Origin of the sequence: Lentzea sp. NPDC058436, from assembly GCF_042721515.1 — a bacterium.
Taxonomy (GTDB): Bacteria; Actinomycetota; Actinomycetes; order Mycobacteriales; family Pseudonocardiaceae; genus Lentzea.
This window is the reverse complement of sequence record NZ_JBHXLF010000036.1, coordinates 17,296-39,044: the sequence shown is the minus strand read 5'-3', so window position 1 is coordinate 39,044 and position 21,749 is coordinate 17,296. Positions and strand designations below refer to the sequence as shown.

The following is a 21,749-nucleotide window of genomic DNA, read 5'->3' as shown; positions in this document are numbered from 1 at the left end:
CAGTTGCGCACGCCCGTACCGTCGAAAGCGTGTCCGTGCTGACAGCCAGGAACATTTCGCTGTCGTTCGGTCCGAGGACCGTGATCTCGGAGGTTGATTTCAGTGTTTCGCCTGGTGACCGCGTCGGCCTGATCGCGCCCAACGGCGTCGGCAAGTCCACGTTGCTCCGCCTGCTCGCCGGTGAGCTGCCACCGGAAACCGGTTCTGTCTCAAGCACCGGAACGGTCGCGCACCTGACGCAGGAGACCCTCCATCAAAGTGGAGAGTCGCTGCGCGACCACCTCGCCCGCCGCACCGGCGTCGCGCGGGCTGAGCAGTGGCTGCAGCGCGAGGCCGAAGCCCTCGGTGAAGGCGGTGGCGCGGAGTACTCCGACGCGTTCGACCACTGGACCGCCATCGGTGCCGGTGACTTCGACGAACGCGCGGAGGTCGTCTGCGCACGCCTCGGCCTGCCGGCGGACCTGCTCGACGGCAGGGAGCCGGACGAGCTGTCCGGTGGCCAGCAGGCGCGGCTCAGGCTCGCCGCGGTGCTGCTCACCCGTGCCGGCGTGCTGCTGCTCGACGAACCCACGAACGACCTCGACGCGGCCGGGCTCGACCTGCTGGAGACCCACGTCAACGGCTACCAGGGCGCGATCGTGCTGGTGAGCCACGACAGGGAGTTCCTGGCGCGCACCACGACCGCGATCGCCGAGCTCGACGAGTTCAGCCACGGGATCACCGTGTTCGGAGGTGGTTGGGACGCGTACGTCGACGAGAAGGCGAACGCGGAACGCCGCGCGCACGAGGAGTACGAGGAGTACTCGGCCAAGCGCGACTCGCTGGTGCAGCGCAGCCGGCAGGTCAAGGAGTGGTCGCGGCAGGGCGTCCAGCGGGCGAACAGCGCGAAGGCGCGTCGCGACGAGCCGGACAGGAACGTCCGCGCCGGGCGCGCGCAGGGCGCCGAGAACCTGACCGCCAAAGCGTCCGTTGTGGACCGTCAGCTGGCGAGGCTGGAGGAGGTCGCGGAACCGCGCGAGGCCTGGCAGCTCCGGCTCACCCTGCCGTCGGCGGGGCGGGGCAGCTCGGTCGCGTTCACGTTGCGGGGCGCCGTGGTCAGCCGTGGCGACGTCACGCTGGGGCCGGTCGACCTCACGATCGGCGCGGGCGAGCGGTGGCGGATCACCGGTCCCAACGGTTCGGGCAAGTCGACGTTGCTCGGCGCGCTGCTCGGCCGCATCCCGCTGACCGCCGGCGACCGCTCGATCGGGCCCGGTGTCGTCGTCGGCGAGGTCGACCAGCTGCGGGCCGAGTTCGCGAGCGACGACAGCGCGTTGCGGATCGTGGCGGACGCGACAGGGCTCCAGGACGTCGAGGTGCGCACGTTGCTGGCGAAGTTCCGGCTCGGTGCCGACGCCGTGCTGCGGCCGGCGCGGGACCTCTCGCCGGGCGAGCGCACCCGCGCGGGACTCGCCTTGTTGCAAGCTCGTGGCACCACGTGCCTGGTGCTCGACGAACCGACGAACCACCTCGATCTTTCGGCGATCGAACAGCTGGAACAGGCGCTCGAAACCTACGGGGGAACGTTGTTGCTGGTCACGCACGATCGGCGGCTCGCTTCGGCCGTGCGGGTGGATCACGAGATCAACGTTCGCGACCTTCTCACGTTTCCTCGTGTGAAGGGTGGAAGATAGGTGTCATGACCACCGAGGAGGACTGGCCGGTCGAACAGACCTGGTCGATGCGCAACACCCACTGGCACGCCTATGTGGAGCACACGTCACTCGACCACGCCTCTCCTCGGCAGGTACGGCTCGAACGCACCCCTGAGGAAGTGCTGACGTCGCCGGCCGAGGTCGCCGCGTGGCTGGAGGTCAACCTCCGCAGCGCGACGAGGCCCGAGGAGACCGGCAAGAAGCGGGTGACGGACGAACGCGACTTCACCGACTCGAACCGCGTGCACGCCTCGCTGGCGTCGCGCGGGGAGTCGATCTACACCGGGGTGAAGGGCGAGCTGACGCTGGCGGTCGAGGCCGTCACGCCGGACGAGTGCCGGATCTCCCACGACGGCGCGGACGTCGCACCGCTGAAGGCGGGCCGCCGCCGCTAGTGGTGTGTCACGCAACGTTGGCGGCGTGATCCACGCTCAGCAGGGCGCCTCGCGGCACCGCCCCCACGCCCCCATACGTCCAGTATGAGGACGTGGGGGCGGCACCACGATGCACCCGTCTGACCGCGAATTCCGCCGGCAACGTTGCGAGCCACACCACTAGACCGGCCCCGGAGATCGCGCTCCGGGGTTCATCGGCGAGGTCTGAGGCTGGACGGCACCGCTACATTCGGTTCCCAGGGGGAGTTTCACGCTGGGGGATTCGATGAAGCGGTTCCTGCCCGTTCTGGGCGCGCTCGTTCTTCTCGTCGCGGTCGTCGGAGCCGTTGTGTGGCAACGACCTGAGACGTCGCCGGAGGCCATCGCGTCCGGTGACGTGGTGTTGCAGCACGCGGACGGTTCGGTGCTGTGGCGCTCCGGTCAGCAGGAGACGCCGCTGGTCCGGCAGGTCCTGCGCGAGCTCGTGGCCGTCGGGACGTCGCTCGACCAGCTCCGCGACGCGGGTGGTGCGCTGGTGGTCACGACGATCGACTCCAAGGCGCAGGCCGGTGCGACGGAGGTGGTCCGTCAGCTGGCGTCCGGGCGTCCGGCGTCGATCACCGCGGTGGACCCGGCCAACGGCGGCGTGCGGGCCTACGTGCCGGGCACGGACCCCGCCGTGGACTACGCGGGCGGTGTGGTGCGGGAGGCCGGTGAGGCGGCACGGCCGTTCGGGTCGGTGGCGCTCATGCGAGCGGCGGGGGTGCCGGAGAGCGCCGAGGTCGAGGGCGGGCGGACGAAGCTGCTCGCCACCGATGCGGCACTGCTGAGGCCGCTCGACGTCGCCACCGCCTACGCGACCTTCGCCGCCGACGGCACGCACCACGACACGCACTTCATCACCCACGTCACCGAGGCCGGCGGGAAGACGCTGTACCGGGCGGTGACCGCGGGCAAGTCCGTGCTGGGGGTGGATCCCGGGCGCAGCAAGGAGTTCGCGGCACGGGTCAACGAGGAGCTGCGGGCGGGCTCGCTGTGCGACACCTACGCGGAGGCGGCGTGCCTGCCCGTCGAGGTGAAGGACGGGGACGTGGTCCGGCACGCCTGGATGATCGCCTACACCCCGCGTTTGTCGATCGTGGTGTTCGTGGGCGCGGAGTCCGGCGTCGAGGTGCAAAGCAGGCCCGTCACGGGGACGGGCCTGCCGTACGACGTGTTGCGGTCGTTCCAGGAGAAGCTGACGACGTGGTGACGGGTCAGCCGATGTGCCAGGTGTGCACCGGCTCGCCCGCGTGCATCAGCTCCATGTACCGCTTGAGCATGCCGGACAGGGCCGCGTCCCTCGACAGGCCGCGTTCCTCCAGCAGCGCCACGGTCTCCCGCTGCCACGACGAACCCGTGCGCCGCGCGAGGCAGCGCTGCTCGATCACGCCGAGGTAGCGCTCGCGGGCCTCGTCGGAGACGCCGCAGTCGCGCAGACCGTCGTGCGCCATCGGCAGGAGCCTGCGCAGCACCAGCTCGTCCGGCGGGATCCAGCCGATGCCCGGCCAGTACAGCTGGGCGTTCATGCCGTGCCGTGCGCCGGTGTAGAGGTTCTCCTCCGCCGCCTGGAACGACATCTGCGTCCACAGTGGACGTTCCTGGGAGGTGAGCGCGCGCTGGGCGCCGTAGAAGAACGCGGCGTTGGCCATCGTGTCGAGCACCGTGGGGCCCGCGGGCAGCACGCGGTTCTCGACGCGCAGGTGCGGCACGCCGTCGACGACGTCGTAGACCGGGCGGTTCCAGCGCCAGATCGTGCCGTTGTGCAGGCGCAGCTCGGAAAGACGAGGCGCGCCACCGGACTCCAGGACCTCCAACGGGTCCTCGTCGTCGGTTTCGGGCAGCAGGCTGGGGAAGTAGCGCACGTTCTCCTCGAACAGGTCGAAGATCGACGTGATCCACCGTTCACCGAACCACACGCGCGGGCGGACGCCCTGGTTCTTCAGCTCGTCCGGACGGGTGTCCGTGGCCTGCTCGAACAACGGGATCCGGGTCTCGTGCCAGAGCGCCTTGCCCAGCAGGAACGCCGAGTTCGCGGCGATCGCGACCTGCACGCCCGCCAGGCACTGCGCGGCGTTCCAGTGCGAGGCGAAGTTCGTCGGCTCGACCTGCAGGTGCAGCTGCACCGACGTGCACGCGGCTTCCGGCAGGATCGACTCCGCGTAGCTGTACAGCTTCTCCGGCCCCTTGCCCGGCATCGCCGGGCCCTCCATGTGCAGCACCATCTCCTCGCCGCGGGCCTTGAAGATGGTGTCGTTGAGCAGCGCGTACCGAGGCGACTCGGAGAGCCACTTGCGGTCGAAGTGCCGCTCTCGCAACGTGGGCAGCACGCCGATCATGGCCAGGTTGGCGCCCACGTCGTTGGCCTTCGAGTCCGCGCTGTCGAGCGACTGGCGCAGTTCCTCTTCCAGGCCGAGCATCTCACCCCCTGCGAGCTCACGCGGGGGGACGTTGATCTCCAGGTTCTGCTGTCCCAGCTCCAGGGTGTAGGAGGGATCGTCGATCTTCTCCAGGACCTCCGAGTTCGCCATCGCCGGCCGCATCGCGTCGTCGACGAGGTTCAGCTCGATCTCGAGTCCCATCTGCCGACGGGGGAAGGAGAACGTGTCTTCGGCCAGCATCGTGGCCAGTGCGTCGAGACTCCGCTGCATCTTCTCCCGGTAACGCTGGCGGTCGTCTCTGGTGAAAGTGCGGCTGGACACTTCACTTCCCATGCCGCTACCCCTTCGCTCGGCGCCGGTGGGCGCGGGCCAGGCGGAACGCCAAACGTGACACAGCGGAAACCTTCTTTACATCGCCCAAATCGGTGCTCTCTGTCACGTCGAGGTAACAACCAGCGATCATCCCCTGGTCGGGCGTGTGCGGTTCCGCCCTCCGGACTACCTCGCCTGTTCCACCCCCGGTCGGATGCGAAACTTCCCGCGTGGCTGACGTGATCGAGATCAACGACCCGGCCGACCCCCGGCTGGACGACTTCCGCGACCTGTCGACGGCCGACCGCAGGCCCGACAGGCCGGGCGGACGAGGTCTCGTCATCGCCGAGGGCGTCGTCGTGGTGGAGCGCCTGCTGGCCTCGCCGTACCCGGTGCGCGGACTGCTCGGGGTGAGGCGGCGAGTCGAGGCCTTGGACCTCGCTGACCTGGACGTTCCCGCCTACGTGACGTCCGCCGAGGTCATGGCGGAGGTGGTCGGTTTCCACCTGAACCGGGGCGTGCTGGCGGCGGCGGACCGGGCACCCGCGGTGTCGTTCGACGCCCTGGTCTCCCGCTCCCAGCGCCTCGCCGTGCTGGAGGGCGTGGGCGACCACGAGAACCTCGGTTCGATCTTCCGCAACGCCGCCGCACTGGGCGTCGACGGCGTCGTGCTGGGCCCCGGCTGCAGCGACCCGCTGTACCGGCGCAGCGTGCGGGTGTCGATGGGACACGTGCTGCGCGTGCCCTTCGCTACCACGGATCAGTGGCCCGCGGCGCTGAACTTGTTGCGGCAAGAGGGTTATACCGTTGCCGCTCTGACGCCGCGCCCGTCAGCCCTGCACCTCGCCGACGCCGGCCTGCGCGGGCAGCGCGTGGCGGTGCTGCTGGGTTCGGAGGGGCCGGGCCTCACCGACGAGGCGATCGACGCGGCCGACCTGGCCGTGCGCATCCCGATGTCGTCGGGCGTGGACTCCCTGAACGTGGCCACCGCGGGCGCGGTGGCGTTCTACGCGTTGCTTTAGAGCAGGATCAGGGCTTCAGAGCAGGGTCAGGATCAGGGCGAGCCAGGCGACGACCACCCCGGTCACGACGCCGTACGCGACCCAGCGCCACACCGGCACCTTGCGCCCGAGCCACACGCTCGGCGCGAGGCCACCGACCACCAGCACGTTCGCCACGAGCGCGAGCCACCGGCTGGTCTCGCCCAGGCCCAGTGACAGCGACACGACGGTCACCGTGACGATCGCGGCCGTGATGAGGCTGACCGTGAGCCCGGTGCCCCACGGAGTCGGCTCGGGCTCTTCCTCCGCGAGGGCCTGGGGCAAGGCCTCTTGAGGGGACTCGGGCGCGTCGACGGTGAGCAGTTCGCCGCTGACCGGGTCGGTGTAGCTGACCGGGGAGTTCATGACCGCCGCGATCCTGACGGCGAGCTGCTTGCCTCTGCGTGCGACCAGTGCGTTGGCCACGCCGTCGGCAGGCGTCTCGGTGCGCTCCACCGCGTCGGCGACCTTGGCCCACTCGTGCAGTGCCTCGGCCAGATCGCCGCCGAGGGGCAGGCTGTGCGGGTCGACCTCGCGCTCACCGGACTCGTCTTCGCCGGCGAGCACGGCGCGGCCGTCCCGGACTCGCAACTCCACTGCGCCCTCCTCGGTCTGGAGCTTCGGCCAGAAACCTATCGGACGGGTGGGGCGGGTGGGTGCGGGTCTTGTTTCGCGCGGGCCGGGACGTTCGGCGGCCCGAAGTCGTGAGGTCGCGTTCGCGCCAGATCCCCATTGGCGCGAACGCGACCTGCCGGCCTACGCGAGCGAGTCGCGCCAGGCCGTGTGCAGGGCGGCGAACCGGCCCCGCTCACCGATCAGCTCCGCGGGGGAGCCGTCTTCCACCACAATGCCACCATCCAGCACCAGTACGCGGTCCGCTATCAGGACCGTCGACAGGCGATGGGCGATGATGAACGCCGTCCGGTCCGCCAGCACCGTTTCCAGCGCTGCCTGCACGGCGCGTTCTGTGGGCACGTCCAAGGACGATGTTGCCTCATCGAGGACCAGCACGGCCGGGTCCGCGAGGAACGCGCGGGCGAACGCGACCATCTGGCGCTGGCCCGCGGACAGGCGGCCGCCCCGTTTGCGGACGTCCGTGTCGTAGCCGTCCGGGAGGGCGGCGATGAACTCGTGCGCGCCCACCTCGGCCGCCGCGGCCTCGATGTCCGCCCGTGTCGCCGTCGGGCGGCCCAGGGCGATGTTGTCGGCTACCGAGCCGGAGAACAGGAAGTTCTCCTGCGTCACCATCGTGACGGCTCGGCGCAGGTCCGTGTCCGCCACCTCGCGCAGGTCGGTGCCGTCGAGCCGCACCGAACCCGTTGACGGGTCGTAGAAGCGGGCCACGAGCTTCGCCACGGTGGTCTTGCCGGCGCCGGTCGCGCCCACCAGTGCCACGGTCTGCCCCGCCGGCACGTCGAGCGAGAAGCGCGGCAGCACCAGGCGGGACGTGCCGGGGTACTGGAACTCCACGTCGGCGAACCGGACGGCGCCCCTCGCGTGCGGCAGGGCCACCGGTTTCGCGGGTTCCGGCACCGACGGCTCCTCCTCCAGGACGCCCGAGATCTTCTCCAGGGCGGCCGTGGCGGAGGAGTACGAGTTCGCGAACATCGCCAGCTCGTCGAACGGGTCGTAGAACCGGCGCAGGTACACGGTGAACGCCGTCAGCACGCCCAGCTCCAGGGAGCCGCCCGCGACCCGGTAGGCACCCCAGGCGAGGACCAGGGCCAGCGACACGTTGCCGATGGCGCGCACCGACGAGACGAACGTGGCCATCACGCCCAGCGCGTCGGTGTTCGCGTCGCGGAACTGGCCGTTGAAGCCCGTCATGATCTGCTCGTTGCGTGGCTGGCGGCGGAACGCCTGCACCGCGCGGATGCCGTTCATGGACTCGACGAACTGCACGATGATCTTGGCGATCGCGCCGCGCGTGCCGCGGTAGGCGTCCATCGAGCGGCGGCGGAACCAGCGCCAGATGAAGTAGATCGGCACGAAGCCCGCGATCACGACCAACGCCAGCGGGACGTCCAGGTACAGCAGGATGATCGCGATGCCCGTCACCGACAGCGCCGCGTTGAACAGGCTGTCGAGGCCCTCCTCCAGCAGGTCCTGCAACGAGTCGACGTCGCTCGTCAGCCGGGAGATGACCTTGCCGGACGTGTAGGACTCGTGGAACCCGACGGACAGGCTCTGCGAGTGCCGGAAGACGCGGCCGCGCAGGTCCAGCAGCACGTCCTGGCCGACCCGCCCGGACAGCCGCAGGAACGCCCAGCGCAGGAACGTCATCAGCACCGCGGAGACCGCGTACCCGATGACGCACCAGACCAGGACGGACGCGCTGCCGCCGGTCGCGGCCGGGATGCCGCTGTCGATCGCGACGGCGATCAGCAGCGGGCCCGCGAGCGCCGCCAGGTTGCCGCCGACCACCGCGGCGATCGCCAGCGACGTGAGGGCGATGTGCGGGCGCAGCAACGATCCCAGCAACCTGCGCGAGCGGGCCTGCAGGCGCAGGCCCGTCGAGTGCGTGATCTCCTCGATCTCCTCGGCGGCGACGCCGCGCCACTCTTCTTCTTGTGTCACAGTCACTTCACTCACGACGCCACCTCCTCTTCGATCAGGTCGTCGTCCATCGAGGACAGCAGACGCTTGTACTCCTCGTTGGTGTCCAACAGCTCCCGGTGCGAACCGATCGCCTCGATCCTGCCGTCGACCAGCAACGCCACCCGGTCGGCGAGCTGCACGGTCGACGAGCGGTGCGCCACGACCAACGCCGTCGTCTCGCGCAGCACGCGCCGCAGCGCGGCCTCCACCTCGGCCTCGGTGTGGACGTCCAGCGCCGACAACGGGTCGTCCAGCACGAGCACCGCCGGCTTGCCGACGACCGCGCGGGCCAGCGCCAGCCGTTGCCGCTGACCACCGGACAGCGACAGGCCCTGCTCACCGATCCTGGTCGCGAGACCCCACGGCAGCGCCTCGACGAACTCCTCCGCCTTGGCCACCCGCAACGCCTCGCGCACCTGGGCCTCGGTGACGTCCGGCAGGCCCAGCCCCACGTTCTCGGTCACCGAGGCCGAGAACAGCACCGGCTCCTCGAACGCCATGCCGACGACGGTCCGCAGGTCCTCCAGCGAGAGGTCCCGCACGTCGACGCCGTCGATCGTGATCCGGCCGCCGGTGACGTCCGCGAGCCGCGGCACCAGCGCGGTCAGCGTCGTCTTGCCCGACCCCGTCGCCCCGACCAGTGCCACCGTCTCACCGGGACGCAGGTCGAGGTCGACGCCCGACAGCACCTCGCGGCCGTCCTCGAACGCGAACCGCACGCCCTCGAACCGCACGTGCCCGCGCAACGGCGTGGGCACCGGCACGGGCGAGGCGGGGCCGGTGATCGCGACGGGGGAGTCGACGACCTCCCAGTAGCGCTCCAGCGCCGAGGCCGCCTGGTTCGTCTCCGCCAGCAGCCAGCCGATGGAGTCGATCGGCCAGCGCAGGTAGGCGCTCACCGCGACCGCGGCGACCAGCGTGCCGACCGTCATCCAGCCGTTCACGATGCCGATCGCGCCGACGCCGAGCATGCCCGCGATCGACAGCTCCGGCAGCACGATCAGCACCGACCACAGCGACGCCAGGATCGAGATCTTGTGCAGCTCCGTGGATCGCAGTTCGCGCGCCTGCGCCAGGAACCGCTTCGACAACTCGGGCCCCCGCCCGAACGCCTTCAGCACCCGGATGCCGAGCACCGACTCCTCGACCGTCGTGGTCAGGTCGCCCGCCTGGTCCTGGGCCCTGCGCGCGACGACCTTGAACTTCGCCTCGAAGAAGTACGAGATGACGATCAACGGCAGCGCGCCGCACAGCGACACGATCAGCAGCCACGGCGACAGCGTGGCGATGATGCCCAGCCCGATCAGCACGACCAGGCTGTTCACGATCAGGAAGACGATCGCGAACGCCACAAACCGCCGCACGGTCGTGAGGTCGTTCGTCGCGCGCGAGAGCAGCTGACCGGACTGCCACCTGTCGTGGAACGCCACCGGCAGCCGCTGAAGATGCTGGTACAGGTCGAACCGCATGCGCGCCTCGACCTCGGCCGCCGGCCGGGCGACGACCTTGCGCCGGATGTAGAACAGCACCGCCTCGCCGAGCCCGAGCAGCAGCACGCCCAGGATCAGCCACGGCAGCGGGCCGGTCTCCTTGTTCTGAATCGGACCGTCGACGATGCGCTGCGTGAGCAGCGGGATGCCGAGACCGCACAGCATCGCGAGCATCGTCGCCGACAGCACGACAGTCATCCGTGCGCGGTGCGGCCGCACGTACGGCCACAACCTCCGCAAGGTCTGAATTGTCGAGTTACGTTGATCGCTCACGCGACGAGCCCCCTCCAGGTCCTCTCCAAAGTACGAAGGAGGACCGACACTCAGCATCCGGTTTTTCGCCCCACCGGAGCCTCCCGGCTCGACTTAGGTCGAGGTCAAGGGCACGATGACCCCCATGACGCGGTTTCTGCGAACCGAGCAGACGATGGCGTTTCCACACGGACGGCTCATCGCTTCACGCGACGGGGTGAACTACGTGCTCGCCCCCGACGGCTGGGACCACCTGGCCGGCGTGCGCCCGAGGCACGCGGTGCTCGTCTCCCGCGAGGACGCCGAGGACTGGTGCGAACGCGAGGGCTGGGACCTGCACCTGCTCGACGAGGTGCCTACGCCCTCTTGAAGGTGAACAGGCCGACCAGCCCGTAGGCGACGGCCGCGAGCAACGCCTCGGCGTGGTGCCGGTTGGTGAACCACGCCATCGCGGGTTCGTGCAGCTTGAAGTAGAGCCCGATGCCCAGCAGGATCGGCCCGAGCAGGATGATCGGCCACACCGGCCGCACCCCGAAGACCCACAGGATCGGCCCCGCCAGCACGAGCGACGACACGAGCGCGAGCGGCAACCCGATCAGCACGAGCAGCAGGAACGTCGACATCGACGTGCTGTCGAGCCACGACTTCAGGAAGCCCGACTCGTAGGCCCACGTCCACCCGAGCACCAGCCCGGCGCCGACGGCCATCGACAGGACGACCCGGAACAACAGCCGGCGTCCCGTCCTACCCGTCTTGCCCGCGGTGCTCTGCTCCGTCACGCCGTCCACCGTAACCAGCGGTCACCACCGAGGCCAAGGCATAGCCGCAAGCAGTCCCGGCGGCCAGCACGAAGATCCCGCTCGACTCCGGCAGTTGGACCTGCACGAACCGCAGGGCGAACGAGCTGAGGATCACCAGCAGCACCCCGCCCGCCGTTCCCAGCGCGGCGGTCCGCCCGGCCGCGGAGAACTTCACGAGCCGCAACAGGCCCCAGCCGACGACTCCCCAGACGACCACGAGCGCCGGGAGCAGGACGAACAACGAGAAGAGCGCGCATCCCAGCCCGCTCTCCGTGCACGGCAGGTCACCCGCGGGTTCGATCGACAAGAACCACCCGGCACCGCACAACGCGCCCACGACGGCCGCGGTGAGCGTCCTCGTGCGATCGGTCACGGCGATTCGGGACGGGCGTCACGCGCGCCCGTCAGCACGGCGATCAACGCGTACAGCGCGGCGAACACCGCGAACGACACGAAGGTCACGCCCAGCAGCAGCACCATCGCGACCACCGCCATGAGGGTCGCGGGCACGGCCACCAGCCATGCCCGCGACACCTTCAGCGATCGCAGTGCGACACCGCCCACCACCGACCCCACCACGGCGAAGATCGGTATCGAGGTCACGAAGGCCCCGAGGCAGCCCCAGTCGTCCTTGGTGCAGACAGCTCCCGAGGCGAGGAGCTCGAACATTCCCCACCAGGCCAGCCCGAGGAGTGCACCCACTCCGGCAGCCAGCGCGACACGACGTCCCACGGCGTCAGCTTCTCACTCAGCGGTTCGACCGCACGCCCAGTAAAACGTCTTCCCACGAAGGGACGATGGGGTGGTTCTTCTTCCCCCGCTTCGGAGGAGGGTCCTTGCGGACCGGCTTCTCCGCGGCGGGCTCCTGCTCCTTCTTCACCGGCGGTGCCGGTGGTGCGGGAACGGGAGCGGGCTCCGGCTCTGGCTGCTTCTCCTGGACCGGCTTCTCGGCCACGACCGGCGCCGCCACGGGGGCGGGCGCCTGGGCGGGGACCGGGATGGGCTCCTCGATCACGGGGATCGGGGGGAGCACCGGCGCCGCTTCCAGTGCTTGCCGCGCGAGCTGCGTCACCGGACGCACCGTGCGCAGCGTGCGGTTCGGGTTCGGGTCCATCAGGTCGACGGCCGCGTCGTCGAGCGCCGTGACCGTGCCGCCCTGCGCACCGGGGTGGAACGCCCAGTGCGCGCGGTTGTCCGAGCGCCCGGTCGTCCAGTGCAGCTGCACGATCCAGCGGCCGTCGTCGCCCTTCCACGAGTCCCACTTAGTGTCGGACAGGTCGTGGCCGCGGATGCCGAACGAGTGCGCGACGACCTCGCCGAGCGTCTGCACGTCCGGGCCGTCCTCACGGACCGGGTGCGCGCGCTGGGCCAGGTCCGCGGTGCGCGAACGCTCCAGCAGAACGGGGTAGGCGAAGCGCTCGATGCGGTGCGTCGGCATGCCAGCGGCGGCCGCGACCTGGTCGATCGACTCGCCGGCGCGGATGCGGGCCTGGATCTCGCGCGGCCGCATCTGGGCCTCGCCGGACTCGATCTGCATCTGGCCGAGGCGCGCGAGGTCACCGCGCAGGGCCGCCCGAAGACGCTCGTCCGCGGGGAGCGTGAAGCGCTCGCCGCGGTTTTCGGGGTCCTCGAGGATGACGGACTTGCCGTCCTCGTCGAGCCCGATGACTCGCAGCGCTCGCATCGTGGCCTCCCTGAATTCGCACCTCGCCAGCAGACAACGTTAGGACAACGAGCCGTCCATGAGTGGGAGACTCGCCGATATCTCTACGTGATCTTGCCAGTTCACGAGGGTTGCCGCACTCCCGTTTCCGGAAGGTTCACCTGGACCACCAGGCCTCCTCCTCCGTTCGGACGAGCCTTCGCTGAGCCGTGGTGCGCCCGCGCCACGGACTGCACGATCGACAGCCCGAGACCCGATCCGGCGGTCCCGGTGCGATCGCGGAGACGTCGGAAGGGTTCGAACAACCCGGGTACTGCCTGGGCAGGCACGGTGGGGCCGGTGTTGGAAACGATCAGTTCTTGATCAAGTTTCACGGTGACGGAGCCGCCCGGTTTGTTGTAGAGGACCGCGTTGCGCAACAGGTTGCCGACGAGGTGCGCAAGTAGGACCGGGTCACCGTCCACCAGATACCTGCGGGACCGAACTTCAAACGTGACCTTTTTCTCCGCGGCGAGTGCCGCGCACGTCTCGATCTCGTCGTCGATCACCTCGTCCAGCCACACCAGCTCACGCGTGGCGAGGCCGCGGTCACTGCGAGCGAGCAGCAGGAGCCCGTCGATGAGCTTCTCGCTCCGTTCGTTCGTGTCGAGCAGGTGCGCTCCGAGCCGTCGGATGTCGTCGGAGGCGTCCGGAGCGCCCAGCGCCACCTCGATCAGCGTCCGCTGCACGGCCAGCGGCGTGCGCAGCTCGTGCGAAGCGTTCGCGACGAACCGCTTCTGGCTGTCGAACGACGACGCGAGCCGGTCGAGCATGCCGTCGAAGGTGTCCGCGAGCTCCTTGAGCTCGTCCGGCGGCCCGTCCAGCTCGATCCGGCGGTCCAGCTGCTCCGCCTCCAGCCGGTGCGCGGTCGAGGTGATCGAGTGCAGCGGCGCCAGCACGCGGCCGGCCACGACCCAGCCGAGCCACACGGCGATGATCGCCGCGACCACGAGCGCGATCGCGGACTGCCACAGCACGGTGGTCATGACGTCCGTCTTGACCGCGGCAGGGGACCACACGACGGCGTCCGCCGGCAGCGAGGACACGTCCATCGTCTGCGCGTCGCTCAACGGCATCGTGCGTTGCGGTGTCGTGCCGGCGATGCCCACCGCGACCCCGGCGGCCGGCACGGCCCAGTCGGCGAGCAGCCAGTAGTTGAGCCCGACCAGCGCGATGCCCGCGATCAGGAACACCCCCGCGTACCAGGCCGTCAGCCTGGTCCTGAGCTTCACGAGCCGAACCGGTAGCCGGCACCGGGCACGGTCTGGATGACCTGCGGCGCGCCCAGCTTGCGGCGCAGCGTCATCACCGCCACCCGCACGGCGTTGGTGAACGGGTCCGCGTGCTCGTCCCAGGCCTTCTCCAGCAGCTCCTCGGGACTCACCACGTTGCCCTCCGCCCGCATCAGCACCTCCAGCACGGCGAACTCCTTCGGGGACAGCGGCAGGAACGTCCCGTCGCGCGACGCCTGGTGCCGCGGCAGGTCCAGCGTCACCCCGGCCCGTTCGAGCACCGGCGGCAGCGCGGGACGAGCCCGCCTGCCCAGCGCCTGCACGCGGGCCACGAGCTCGGCGAACGCGAACGGCTTGGTCAGGTAGTCGTCGGCGCCGAGCCCGAGCCCCGCCACCCGGTCGTCCACCTCGGCCGCCGCCGTCAGCATCAGCACCCGCGCCTCACCACCGGTCGCGTGCACGGCCTTGCACACCTCGTCACCGTGCACGAGGGGCAGGTCGCGGTCGAGCACCACGACGTCGTACGCGTGCACCCCCACGCGTTCCAACGCCGCCTCGCCGTCGTAGCAGACGTCGACCGCCATCGAGAACCTGCGCAGCCCCTCGGCGACCGTGTCCGCGAGCAGCTGTTCGTCCTCGACCACCAGCACACGCATGACGCCCATTTTCCGGGGAACGGGCATAAGCGCCGGATAAGGCCTTTCGCTTAACGCCGCCGAATGACGACCTCCGTAGACCTGTCGCCATGAAAACCACCATCGCAGTGTTGCTGGGCCTGCTCCTGGCACTCACCGCCTGCGGGTCGAAGGACCAGCCGTCCGACGCCAAGAAGGACGAGAAGGGCGACTCGGTCCAGTTCGCGAAGTGCATGCGGGAGAACGGCGTCGACATGCCGGACCCGGAGTCGAGCGAGGCGGGTGTCGGCATCGCGATCGGCGGTGAGGGCGGCATCGACCCCGAGAAGATGCAGACCGCGCACGAGGCGTGCAAGCAGTACCTGCCCAACGGAGGCGAGTTCAAGCCGCCGTCGCCCGAGGAGCAGGACAAGATGCGCCAGCAGGCCAAGTGCATGCGGGACAGGGGTTACAACTGGCCCGACCCGAAGTTCGAGGGCGGCGGCACCGTCGGCGAGGCGATCGAGCTGCCCGACATGGAGGACGAGAAGGTCAAGCAGGACATGAAGGACTGCGGCATGGGCGAGGGCATGGTCTCGGCGAGGCCCGTCGGATGAAGCGCAACGTGAACAGGAAGGTCGTCGTCGCCGCGCTCGTCGCCGCCGTGGTGCTCGGCACCGGTGGGGTCGTGGTGCTCACCAGAATCGCGTCCAACCAGGCCAACGCAGCCCCGTTGCAGAACGACCCGGCGAAGACCGCGGCCGTGAAGAAGACGAACCTGGCCGACCAGCAGTCGGTGACCGGCCAGCTCGGCTTCGGCGCGGAACGAGCGCTGGCCAGCCGGAAAAGCGGCACCGTCACCGGGCTGCCGAAACAGGGCGATGTCGTCGAGCAGGGCAAACCGGTGTTCCACGCGGACGCCAAGCCGGTGCCGCTGTTCTACGGCCAGATGCCGCTCTACCGCGACCTCGAAACGGGCATGTCGAACGGACCCGACGTCAAGGTGGTGGAGGAGAACCTCGCCGCACTGGGGTTCAAGGACTTCGGCACCCCCGACGAGAAGTTCACCTACTACACGGCCACCGCGCTGAAGAAGTGGCAGAAGGCCAACGGCCTGGAGCAGACCGGAAAACTCGGCTCCGGCGACGTCGTCGTCCAGCCGGGAGCGATCCGCGTCTCGTCGGTGACCGGCCAGCTCGGCGCACCCGCCGGCGGCGACCTGATGAAGGTCACCGGCACCGAACGCGCGGTGACCGTCGAACTGGAGCAGTCCAAGCAGCGCCTCGCCAAGCAGGGCGAGAAGGTCGAGCTGTCGATCTCCGGCGGCAAGCCCACCACCGGCACCATCACGGGCATCACCCGCACCACCGGCGACCCGAACCAGGGCTCCAAGCCGAAGATCGTGCTGACGATCTCCGTGGACGACCCCAAGGCCGCGGAGGGCATCGACTCCGGCAACGTCACGGCGCTGTTCACGGTGTCGAAGAAGCAGAACGTCCTCGCGGTCCCGATCGGCGCGCTGCTCGCGTTGAACGAGGGCGGCTACGGCGTGGTCACCGAGGACGGCAAGACCATCCCGGTCACCGTCGGCATCTTCGCGAAGGGCCAGGTCGAGGTGCAGGGCGAAGGCCTGCGCGAGGGCATGAAGGTGGTGACCACCGAGTGATCACCGTCGACCACGCGAGCAGGACGTATCCCGGTGGCGTGCAGGCGTTGCGCGACGTCTCCCTGACCGTCGGGGGCGGGGAGATGCTCGCGATCGTGGGGCCGTCCGGCTCGGGGAAGTCGACGCTGCTGCACCTCATGGGCACGCTCGACAAGCCGACCGCCGGCACGGTCGAGATCGACGGCAACGACATCTCGGCCATGTCCGACAACGCCCTGTCGGCACTGCGGGCGCGCACGATCGGGTTCGTGTTCCAGCAGTTCTTCCTCACCGAGGGCCTGTCCGCGATCGAGAACGTGGCCGCCGGCCTGGTCTACGCGGGGGTTCCGCGCTCGAAGAGACGGGCGTTGGCGATGTCCGCTCTGGACAGGGTCGGCCTGATCCACCGGGCGCTGCACAAGCCGCACGAGCTGTCCGGTGGTGAGCGCCAGCGGGTGGCGATCGCGCGGGCCGTGGTGAACACGCCGGGGACCCTGCTGGCCGACGAGCCGACCGGGAACCTGGACACGAAGAACGGTGCCGGTGTGCTGGAGTTGTTGGAGAGCCTCAACTCCGACGGCACGACGATCGTGATGATCACGCACGACCGGGACATCGCGGCGTGGGCGCCGCGCCGCATCGAGGTCCGCGACGGGGTGATCGTTTGACTTCGCTCACGCACCGAGCCTCACGGCATCGGGTTCCTGTTTCAAGGCCGATCGCGGAAAGGAGGACCCTTGCCGTCTGACATCAGCTCCACAGGCATCGCCCGGAGTTCCCCGGGCTACGGCTCGACCAGCCGCAAGGATGTTCTTCGCCGCGTTGAGGTCCCGGTCGTGCCGGGTGCGGCAGCCCGGGCACGTCCAGTGCCGGGCCGAGAGCTCCAGTTCGGCGAGCAGGTGCCCGCAGACCGAGCAGGTCTTGCTGGAGGGGTACCAGCGATCGATCACGACCAGGGTGCGGCCGGCACGTTCGCACTTGTACTCGAGTTGCCGCCGGAACTCGCCCCAGCCGGAGTCGGAGATGGCGTGCGAGAGTCGCCGATTGCGGACCATGCCCGCGACGCCGAGATCCTCGATCGCGATCAGGTCGGCCGATCGCACCAGCGCCGTGCTGGTGCGGTGCAGGAAGTCCTGCCGCGCGTCGCGGATCTTGCGATGGGCACGGGCGACCTTGATCCTCGCTTTGTGCCGGTTGTTGCTGCCACGTTGGCAGCGCGCCAACCGGCGCTGGTGGCGGGCGAGGTTTCGCGCCTTTCTCGCGAGGTGTCGCGGGTTTGCGACCCGAGCACCGTCACTGGTCACCAGGAAGTCCTTCAACCCGAGGTCGATTCCGACCGCGTGAGTGGCCGCCGGGGCGATGGAACGCTCTGGAACGTCCACGGCGAAGGACACGTACCAGCGACCGTCCGGTTCGCGAGAGACGACGACCATCGTCGGATCCAACTCGGTGATGTCCACGTCGCCGAAGGACCAGGTGAACCTCAGAGGCGTGGTGGTTCTGGCCAGAACCAGAGAGCCACCGCGCAGGCGGAAAGCCGAGCGCGTGTAGTGCGCACTCTGCCTGCCGCCGCGGGCTTTGAACCTCGGGTAGCGGGAACGCCCGGAGAAGAAGTTCTGGAACGCCGTGTGTTGATGACGCAGGGTTTGCTGCAGAGGCACACAAGACACCTCCGAAAGGAACGCGAGTTCCTCGCCCTGCTTCCACGCGGTGAGTGCAGCATCCGTCTCTCGATACGACGTACGTGCGTTCTCGTTGCGGTAGCGGCGAGTCCGTTCGTCCAGGGTCCTGTTCCACACCAGCCGGACGCACCCGAAAGTGCGCGACAGCACCGCTGCCTGCTCAGAGGTCGGATAGGCCCGGCACCTGTACGCCGTTCGCACACAGGACAACCTACTGGGATCGACATGGCCGGCAGGACACAGACCTTCGGAAGGAGGGCGTCGTGATCGACCTCCTCCGCCTCGGCTTCTTCGGCATGAAGACCCGGCCGATCCGCGCCGTGCTCTCCGCACTGGGCATCGCGATCGGCATCGCCGCCGTGGTCGCCGTCGTCGGCATCCCGGCCTCCAGCGCCGCCGCGTTGAGCGAGAAGATGTCCAAGCTGGGCACCAACCTCCTGACCGCCGCGCCCGGCCAGGACTTCTTCGGCCAGGACGCGAAGCTGCCGGAGACCGCGGTGCCGATGGCCAAGCGGATCGGCGCGGTGTCGTCCGCCAGCGCCACCGGCAAGATCTCCGCGAACGCCCGCAAGAACGACCTCGTGCCGTCCAGCGACACCCTCGGCCTGCAGGTGCAGGCGGCGGAGCAGGACCTGCTGAAGGTGCTGAACGCCGAGGTCCGCGCGGGCCGCTGGTTGTCGTCTGGCGAGAAGTCCGTGGTGCTCGGGGGTACCGCCGCCTCGCGCCTGGGCGTGGAGAAGCCCGGTGTGCAGATCTGGATCGACGGCCAGTGGTTCACGGTCGTCGGCATCCTCGGGCCGTTGCCGCTCTCGCCGGAGATCGACAGGTCGGTGCTGATCGGCTGGGACGCGGCCAAGGAGGCGTTCGGGTTCGAGGGCCACGCGAACACGGTCTACGTGCGCACGACCCCGGACCAGGTCGACAACGTCCGCACCCTGCTCGGCCCGACGCTGAACCCCGAGAAGTCCAACGAGGTCAAGGTTTCCCGGCCTTCGGAGGCGCTGGAGGCGCAGCAGCTGGCCGAGAGTTCCTACAACGCGCTGTTCCTGGGTTTGGGCGGAGTCGCGTTGTTGGTGGGTGGCGTCGGCGTGGCGAACACGATGGTGATCTCGGTGCTGGAACGCCGGAGGGAGATCGGTCTGCGGCGGGCGCTCGGGGCGACCCGCAGGCAGATCAGGTGGCAGTTCCTCACCGAGTCGGTGTTGTTGTCGGGCCTCGGCGGACTGGTCGGCGTGATCGTGGGAATCGCGGTCACGGCCGGATATTCGATCAGTCAGCAATGGCCCGCGGCACTGCCGTGGCCGGCCCTGCTCGGGGGAGCGGGTTCGGCGATCCTCATCGGCGCCATCGCCGGCGTCTATCCCGCGATGCGGGCGGCACGCCAGTCGCCCACGGAAGCACTCGCCTGAAAAGCCCTGGGGCGCACCGAGACCTTCGTTCGGTGCGCCCCAGGTCGCTGTTGTGGCGGGATCAGAGCTGGCCGACGACCCAGTCGATCGCCTGCGTGAGGATCGTGACGTCGTTCGGCTCGATCGCCGGGAACATCGCGACGCGCAGCTGGTTCTTGCCGAGCTTGCGGTACGGCTCGACGTCCACGATGCCGTTGGCGCGCAACACCTTCGCCACGACGGCCGCGTCCACGTCGTCGGAGAAGTTGATCGTGCCGACGACCTGCGAGCGGTCAGCGGCCTTCTCGACGTACGGCGTGGTGTACGCGGTCTTCTCGGCCCAGGAGTACAGCCGGTCGCTGCTGTCCTTGGTGCGCGCGACCGACCAGTCGAGGCCACCGTTGCCGTTGATCCAGTCGATCTGGTGCGCCAGCAGGAAGAGCGTGGCGACCGACGGCGTGTTGTACGTCTGGTCCTTCGTAGAGTTGTCGAGTGCTGTCGGCAGCGACAGGAACTCCGGCACCCAGCGGTCCTTGAGCTCGTCGACGCGCTGCAGCGCAGCCGGCGACATGAGCGCGAGCCACAGCCCGCCGTCGCTCGCGAACGACTTCTGCGGCGCGAAGTAGTAGACGTCGAAGTCCTCGGCCTTGACCGGCAGGCCACCGGCACCGGACGTGGCGTCGATCGCGATGAGCGCGTCTTCCGACCCCTCGATACGCGTGACGGGCATCGCGACACCGGTCGACGTCTCGTTCTGCGCCCACCCGACCAGGTCGGCGCCCTCGGCGTAGAAGAGCTCGGGCGAGGTGCCCGGCTCGGCCTTGGTGACCAGCGAGTCCTTCAGGAACGGCGCGGTCTGCGTGACCTTCGCGAACTTGGACGAGAACTCACCATTGGTGAAGTGCTGCGCGGTCTCGCGCACGAGCCCGAAGCTCGCCGCGTCCCAGAACGCCGTCGTGCCACCGTTGCCGAGCACGACCTCGTAGCCGTCGGGCAGCTGGAACAGGTCGCGCAGTCCGGAGCGGACGCGTCCGACGAGGTTCTTGACGGGCTTCTGCCGGTGCGAGGTGCCGAGCAGTGCCGCACCCTCGGACGCGAGGGCCTGCACGGCCTCGGGGCGGACCTTGGACGGTCCACAGCCGAAGCGGCCGTCGGACGGCTTGAGCTCGGCTGGAAGCACCAACGAGGTCGGATCGGCGGTCTGGGTCATGTGGTCACGCCTCCGGGGCGATCGACTGTGCTGAACGGACCTGACCGGCGCCGTTGCCGGAGGTCACAGTGTTGCAGGCCGGTGGCCGGGAGGTGACAGGCGGGTGTCCTGGGTCACGTAAGCCTGGTGTGTTGATCTTGCCAACTCTGCTTTGTTACAGTGCGCAACCTCAGCGAGTGATCCGTCACGGAGGGTAGTTTCAGTGTTGCGCATGTGTGCCGGTATGGGCGGAAACTCCGGCACGACGGACGAGGACGACTGACTAATCGCGTGAGATCGTGCGCTGACCTCTCCTGAGTTCCAGTCGCGCGCCGGCGCGGTGCCGCAGTGGCGGGTCGGTCAGCATCAAGGTGACCGTGCGCCGCTCGTCGTCGTCCCAGGCCTTGTCGAGTTCGAAACCCTCGTCGAGCCGCCCGATCGGTTCCAGGTAGACGTCGTGGCCCCGCGGCAGTACGACGCGGTACACGGCGTCCGTGACCGGCTGCGCGAACATGAACGCGAACTCGTCCGGTGATCCCTCGATGAGCGGCAGACACCGCTTCGGCCAGTCGAGCTCGATGCCGAACGAGATCTCCGCGTTCTCACTCGGTGCCTCGTGAAAATGGATCACGGCGTCCAGCACGCCGTCCTTCGGCCAGGTCAGGGTTTGGTGCAGAGTCGTGCCGGGACTTCCGTCCACGAGCAGATTGCGCACCGTCATCTTGACCTGGCGCCTGTATCGCGGTTGTTGTGGCCAGCCGCAGCCGAACTTCACGCGCACGAACAGGAGATCGGGTCCGAGCGGGCGAAGTCTGATCGTCAGCTTCGAGTGCGCGTCGCCGCGCTCGCCGATGACGATCTTCTCCTTCCATTCGAGAATCTGGTAGCCGGGCCGTGTCTTGTCGAGTTGGTTGCAGTAGCGCGCCAGGAGTGCCCGCTCCTTCTCCAGTTCTCGGCGCTCGGTCGCGTTGTTCGCCACCAGCGCGATTCCGGTGATCGTGATCAGCAGGACGGCGGCGATGAGGGCGCCGGACTTGATCGCGGCACTTCCGAGGACCGCGCCGAGCAGCACGGCGAAGGACATGATGCCCACAACGGCCCTGGCCACCGCAGGCGCGCCGCGGCCGCGAAGGAATTCCTCCAGGAACAGAATCGTCTCCCGCAGCACCTGTCCCCCCGACTGATGTTGCGACAGCGCGACCGACTGTCCGTGATAGTCGAATGAGCAGATTGTTGCGGCTGGGTCTGGTTCGTCCGAGTACGGCACTCGAATGGCGGGTGGACCGGCGAGGTCATTCACCGTTGTGCACTAGTGCT

Annotated in this window: 22 protein-coding genes; 9 read left to right on the top strand and 13 right to left on the bottom strand. The window is 69.1% G+C overall.

All coding sequences use genetic code 11. From position 1 onward, the window contains the following. The first annotated feature begins 29 nt into the window (after window positions 1-29). From ACFWN2_RS45190 to ACFWN2_RS45180, 3 genes are all read left to right on the top strand, one after another. Complete coding sequence (locus ACFWN2_RS45190) at window positions 30-1,673, top strand: ABC-F family ATP-binding cassette domain-containing protein (protein WP_382436908.1); 1,644 nt, start codon at window positions 30-32, stop codon at window positions 1,671-1,673. A 5-nt stretch (window positions 1,674-1,678) separates the two neighbouring features. Further along, on the top strand, window positions 1,679-2,089 hold the full coding sequence (locus tag ACFWN2_RS45185; protein WP_360046606.1) for a hypothetical protein: 411 nt from the start codon (window positions 1,679-1,681) through the stop codon (window positions 2,087-2,089). Window positions 2,090-2,354: 265 nt separating this feature from the next. Continuing rightward, window positions 2,355-3,320: a hypothetical protein gene (locus tag ACFWN2_RS45180; RefSeq protein ID WP_382436906.1), complete on the top strand. Its 966-nt coding sequence runs from the start codon at window positions 2,355-2,357 to the stop codon at window positions 3,318-3,320. A 4-nt stretch (window positions 3,321-3,324) separates the two neighbouring features. Here the strand turns inward: ACFWN2_RS45180 and ACFWN2_RS45175 are convergent, their stop codons facing one another. Beyond that, complete coding sequence (locus tag ACFWN2_RS45175; RefSeq protein ID WP_382436904.1) at window positions 3,325-4,821, bottom strand: glutamate--cysteine ligase; 1,497 nt, start codon at window positions 4,819-4,821, stop codon at window positions 3,325-3,327. A gap of 209 nt (window positions 4,822-5,030) precedes the next feature. Here ACFWN2_RS45175 and ACFWN2_RS45170 point away from each other — a divergent pair, with 209 nt between their 5' ends. Next, window positions 5,031-5,822 (top strand): TrmH family RNA methyltransferase, encoded by a 792-nt coding sequence (locus ACFWN2_RS45170; RefSeq protein WP_382436903.1) that lies wholly within the window; start codon window positions 5,031-5,033, stop codon window positions 5,820-5,822. A gap of 15 nt (window positions 5,823-5,837) precedes the next feature. Here the strand turns inward: ACFWN2_RS45170 and ACFWN2_RS45165 are convergent, their stop codons facing one another. From ACFWN2_RS45165 to ACFWN2_RS45155, 3 genes are all read right to left on the bottom strand, one after another. Next, the gene (locus ACFWN2_RS45165; RefSeq protein ID WP_382436902.1) at window positions 5,838-6,437 is read right to left on the bottom strand and encodes a DUF2537 domain-containing protein; all 600 of its coding nucleotides are present in this window, start codon (window positions 6,435-6,437) and stop codon (window positions 5,838-5,840) included. Between the two features lie 159 nt (window positions 6,438-6,596). Continuing rightward, window positions 6,597-8,432: an ABC transporter ATP-binding protein gene (locus ACFWN2_RS45160; RefSeq protein WP_382436901.1), complete on the bottom strand. Its 1,836-nt coding sequence runs from the start codon at window positions 8,430-8,432 to the stop codon at window positions 6,597-6,599. Further along, on the bottom strand, window positions 8,429-10,168 hold the full coding sequence (locus ACFWN2_RS45155) for an ABC transporter ATP-binding protein (protein WP_382436900.1): 1,740 nt from the start codon (window positions 10,166-10,168) through the stop codon (window positions 8,429-8,431). The genes ACFWN2_RS45160 and ACFWN2_RS45155 overlap by 4 nt, the downstream gene beginning before the upstream one ends. Window positions 10,169-10,325: 157 nt before the next feature. Between ACFWN2_RS45155 and ACFWN2_RS45150 the strand changes: the two genes are divergently transcribed. After that, the gene (locus tag ACFWN2_RS45150) at window positions 10,326-10,550 is read left to right on the top strand and encodes a hypothetical protein (protein WP_382436899.1); all 225 of its coding nucleotides are present in this window, start codon (window positions 10,326-10,328) and stop codon (window positions 10,548-10,550) included. Here ACFWN2_RS45150 and ACFWN2_RS45145 read toward each other — a convergent pair. The 6 genes from ACFWN2_RS45145 to ACFWN2_RS45120 all read right to left on the bottom strand — a co-directional run bounded on the left by ACFWN2_RS45145 (window position 10,537) and on the right by ACFWN2_RS45120 (window position 14,570). After that, window positions 10,537-10,959 carry a hypothetical protein gene (locus ACFWN2_RS45145; RefSeq protein ID WP_382436898.1) on the bottom strand — a complete coding sequence of 141 codons (423 nt, stop codon included), beginning with the start codon at window positions 10,957-10,959 and terminating at the stop codon, window positions 10,537-10,539. The genes ACFWN2_RS45150 and ACFWN2_RS45145 overlap by 14 nt on opposite strands. After that, window positions 10,925-11,353, bottom strand: coding sequence for a hypothetical protein (locus ACFWN2_RS45140; protein ID WP_382436897.1), 429 nt, complete (start codon window positions 11,351-11,353; stop codon window positions 10,925-10,927). The genes ACFWN2_RS45145 and ACFWN2_RS45140 overlap by 35 nt, the downstream gene beginning before the upstream one ends. Continuing rightward, the gene (locus ACFWN2_RS45135) at window positions 11,350-11,712 is read right to left on the bottom strand and encodes a hypothetical protein (RefSeq protein ID WP_382436896.1); all 363 of its coding nucleotides are present in this window, start codon (window positions 11,710-11,712) and stop codon (window positions 11,350-11,352) included. Before ACFWN2_RS45135 ends, ACFWN2_RS45140 begins: the two co-directional genes overlap by 4 nt. A gap of 16 nt (window positions 11,713-11,728) precedes the next feature. After that, window positions 11,729-12,664, bottom strand: coding sequence for a septation protein SepH (gene sepH / locus ACFWN2_RS45130; protein ID WP_382436894.1), 936 nt, complete (start codon window positions 12,662-12,664; stop codon window positions 11,729-11,731). Between the two features lie 101 nt (window positions 12,665-12,765). Next, window positions 12,766-13,914 carry a sensor histidine kinase gene (locus tag ACFWN2_RS45125; RefSeq protein ID WP_382436893.1) on the bottom strand — a complete coding sequence of 383 codons (1,149 nt, stop codon included), beginning with the start codon at window positions 13,912-13,914 and terminating at the stop codon, window positions 12,766-12,768. Then, window positions 13,911-14,570: a response regulator transcription factor gene (locus ACFWN2_RS45120; protein WP_382436892.1), complete on the bottom strand. Its 660-nt coding sequence runs from the start codon at window positions 14,568-14,570 to the stop codon at window positions 13,911-13,913. The genes ACFWN2_RS45125 and ACFWN2_RS45120 overlap by 4 nt, the downstream gene beginning before the upstream one ends. A gap of 89 nt (window positions 14,571-14,659) precedes the next feature. Between ACFWN2_RS45120 and ACFWN2_RS45115 the strand changes: the two genes are divergently transcribed. The 3 genes from ACFWN2_RS45115 to ACFWN2_RS45105 are packed head-to-tail and all read left to right on the top strand — an operon-like array spanning window position 14,660 to window position 16,841. Then, entirely contained in the window at window positions 14,660-15,145 is a 486-nt protein-coding gene (locus tag ACFWN2_RS45115; RefSeq protein ID WP_382436891.1) for a hypothetical protein, read from the top strand. Then, window positions 15,142-16,194 (top strand): peptidoglycan-binding protein, encoded by a 1,053-nt coding sequence (locus ACFWN2_RS45110; RefSeq protein ID WP_382436890.1) that lies wholly within the window; start codon window positions 15,142-15,144, stop codon window positions 16,192-16,194. The genes ACFWN2_RS45115 and ACFWN2_RS45110 overlap by 4 nt, the downstream gene beginning before the upstream one ends. Beyond that, window positions 16,191-16,841: an ABC transporter ATP-binding protein gene (locus ACFWN2_RS45105; RefSeq protein ID WP_382436889.1), complete on the top strand. Its 651-nt coding sequence runs from the start codon at window positions 16,191-16,193 to the stop codon at window positions 16,839-16,841. The genes ACFWN2_RS45110 and ACFWN2_RS45105 overlap by 4 nt, the downstream gene beginning before the upstream one ends. Before the next feature lie 6 nt (window positions 16,842-16,847). Here the strand turns inward: ACFWN2_RS45105 and ACFWN2_RS45100 are convergent, their stop codons facing one another. Next, entirely contained in the window at window positions 16,848-18,056 is a 1,209-nt protein-coding gene (locus ACFWN2_RS45100; protein ID WP_382436888.1) for an RNA-guided endonuclease InsQ/TnpB family protein, read from the bottom strand. Window positions 18,057-18,151: 95 nt separating this feature from the next. On the opposite strand from ACFWN2_RS45100, the gene ACFWN2_RS45095 reads away from it, so the two are divergent. After that, the gene (locus tag ACFWN2_RS45095) at window positions 18,152-19,264 is read left to right on the top strand and encodes an ABC transporter permease (RefSeq protein WP_382436917.1); all 1,113 of its coding nucleotides are present in this window, start codon (window positions 18,152-18,154) and stop codon (window positions 19,262-19,264) included. Window positions 19,265-19,325: 61 nt separating this feature from the next. Here ACFWN2_RS45095 and serC read toward each other — a convergent pair whose 3' ends face one another. Beyond that, window positions 19,326-20,453, bottom strand: coding sequence for a phosphoserine transaminase (gene serC / locus ACFWN2_RS45090; protein WP_382436887.1), 1,128 nt, complete (start codon window positions 20,451-20,453; stop codon window positions 19,326-19,328). 262 nt (window positions 20,454-20,715) lie between these two features. After that, window positions 20,716-21,516 (bottom strand): hypothetical protein, encoded by an 801-nt coding sequence (locus tag ACFWN2_RS45085; RefSeq protein WP_382436886.1) that lies wholly within the window; start codon window positions 21,514-21,516, stop codon window positions 20,716-20,718. Window positions 21,517-21,749: the final 233 nt, after the last annotated feature.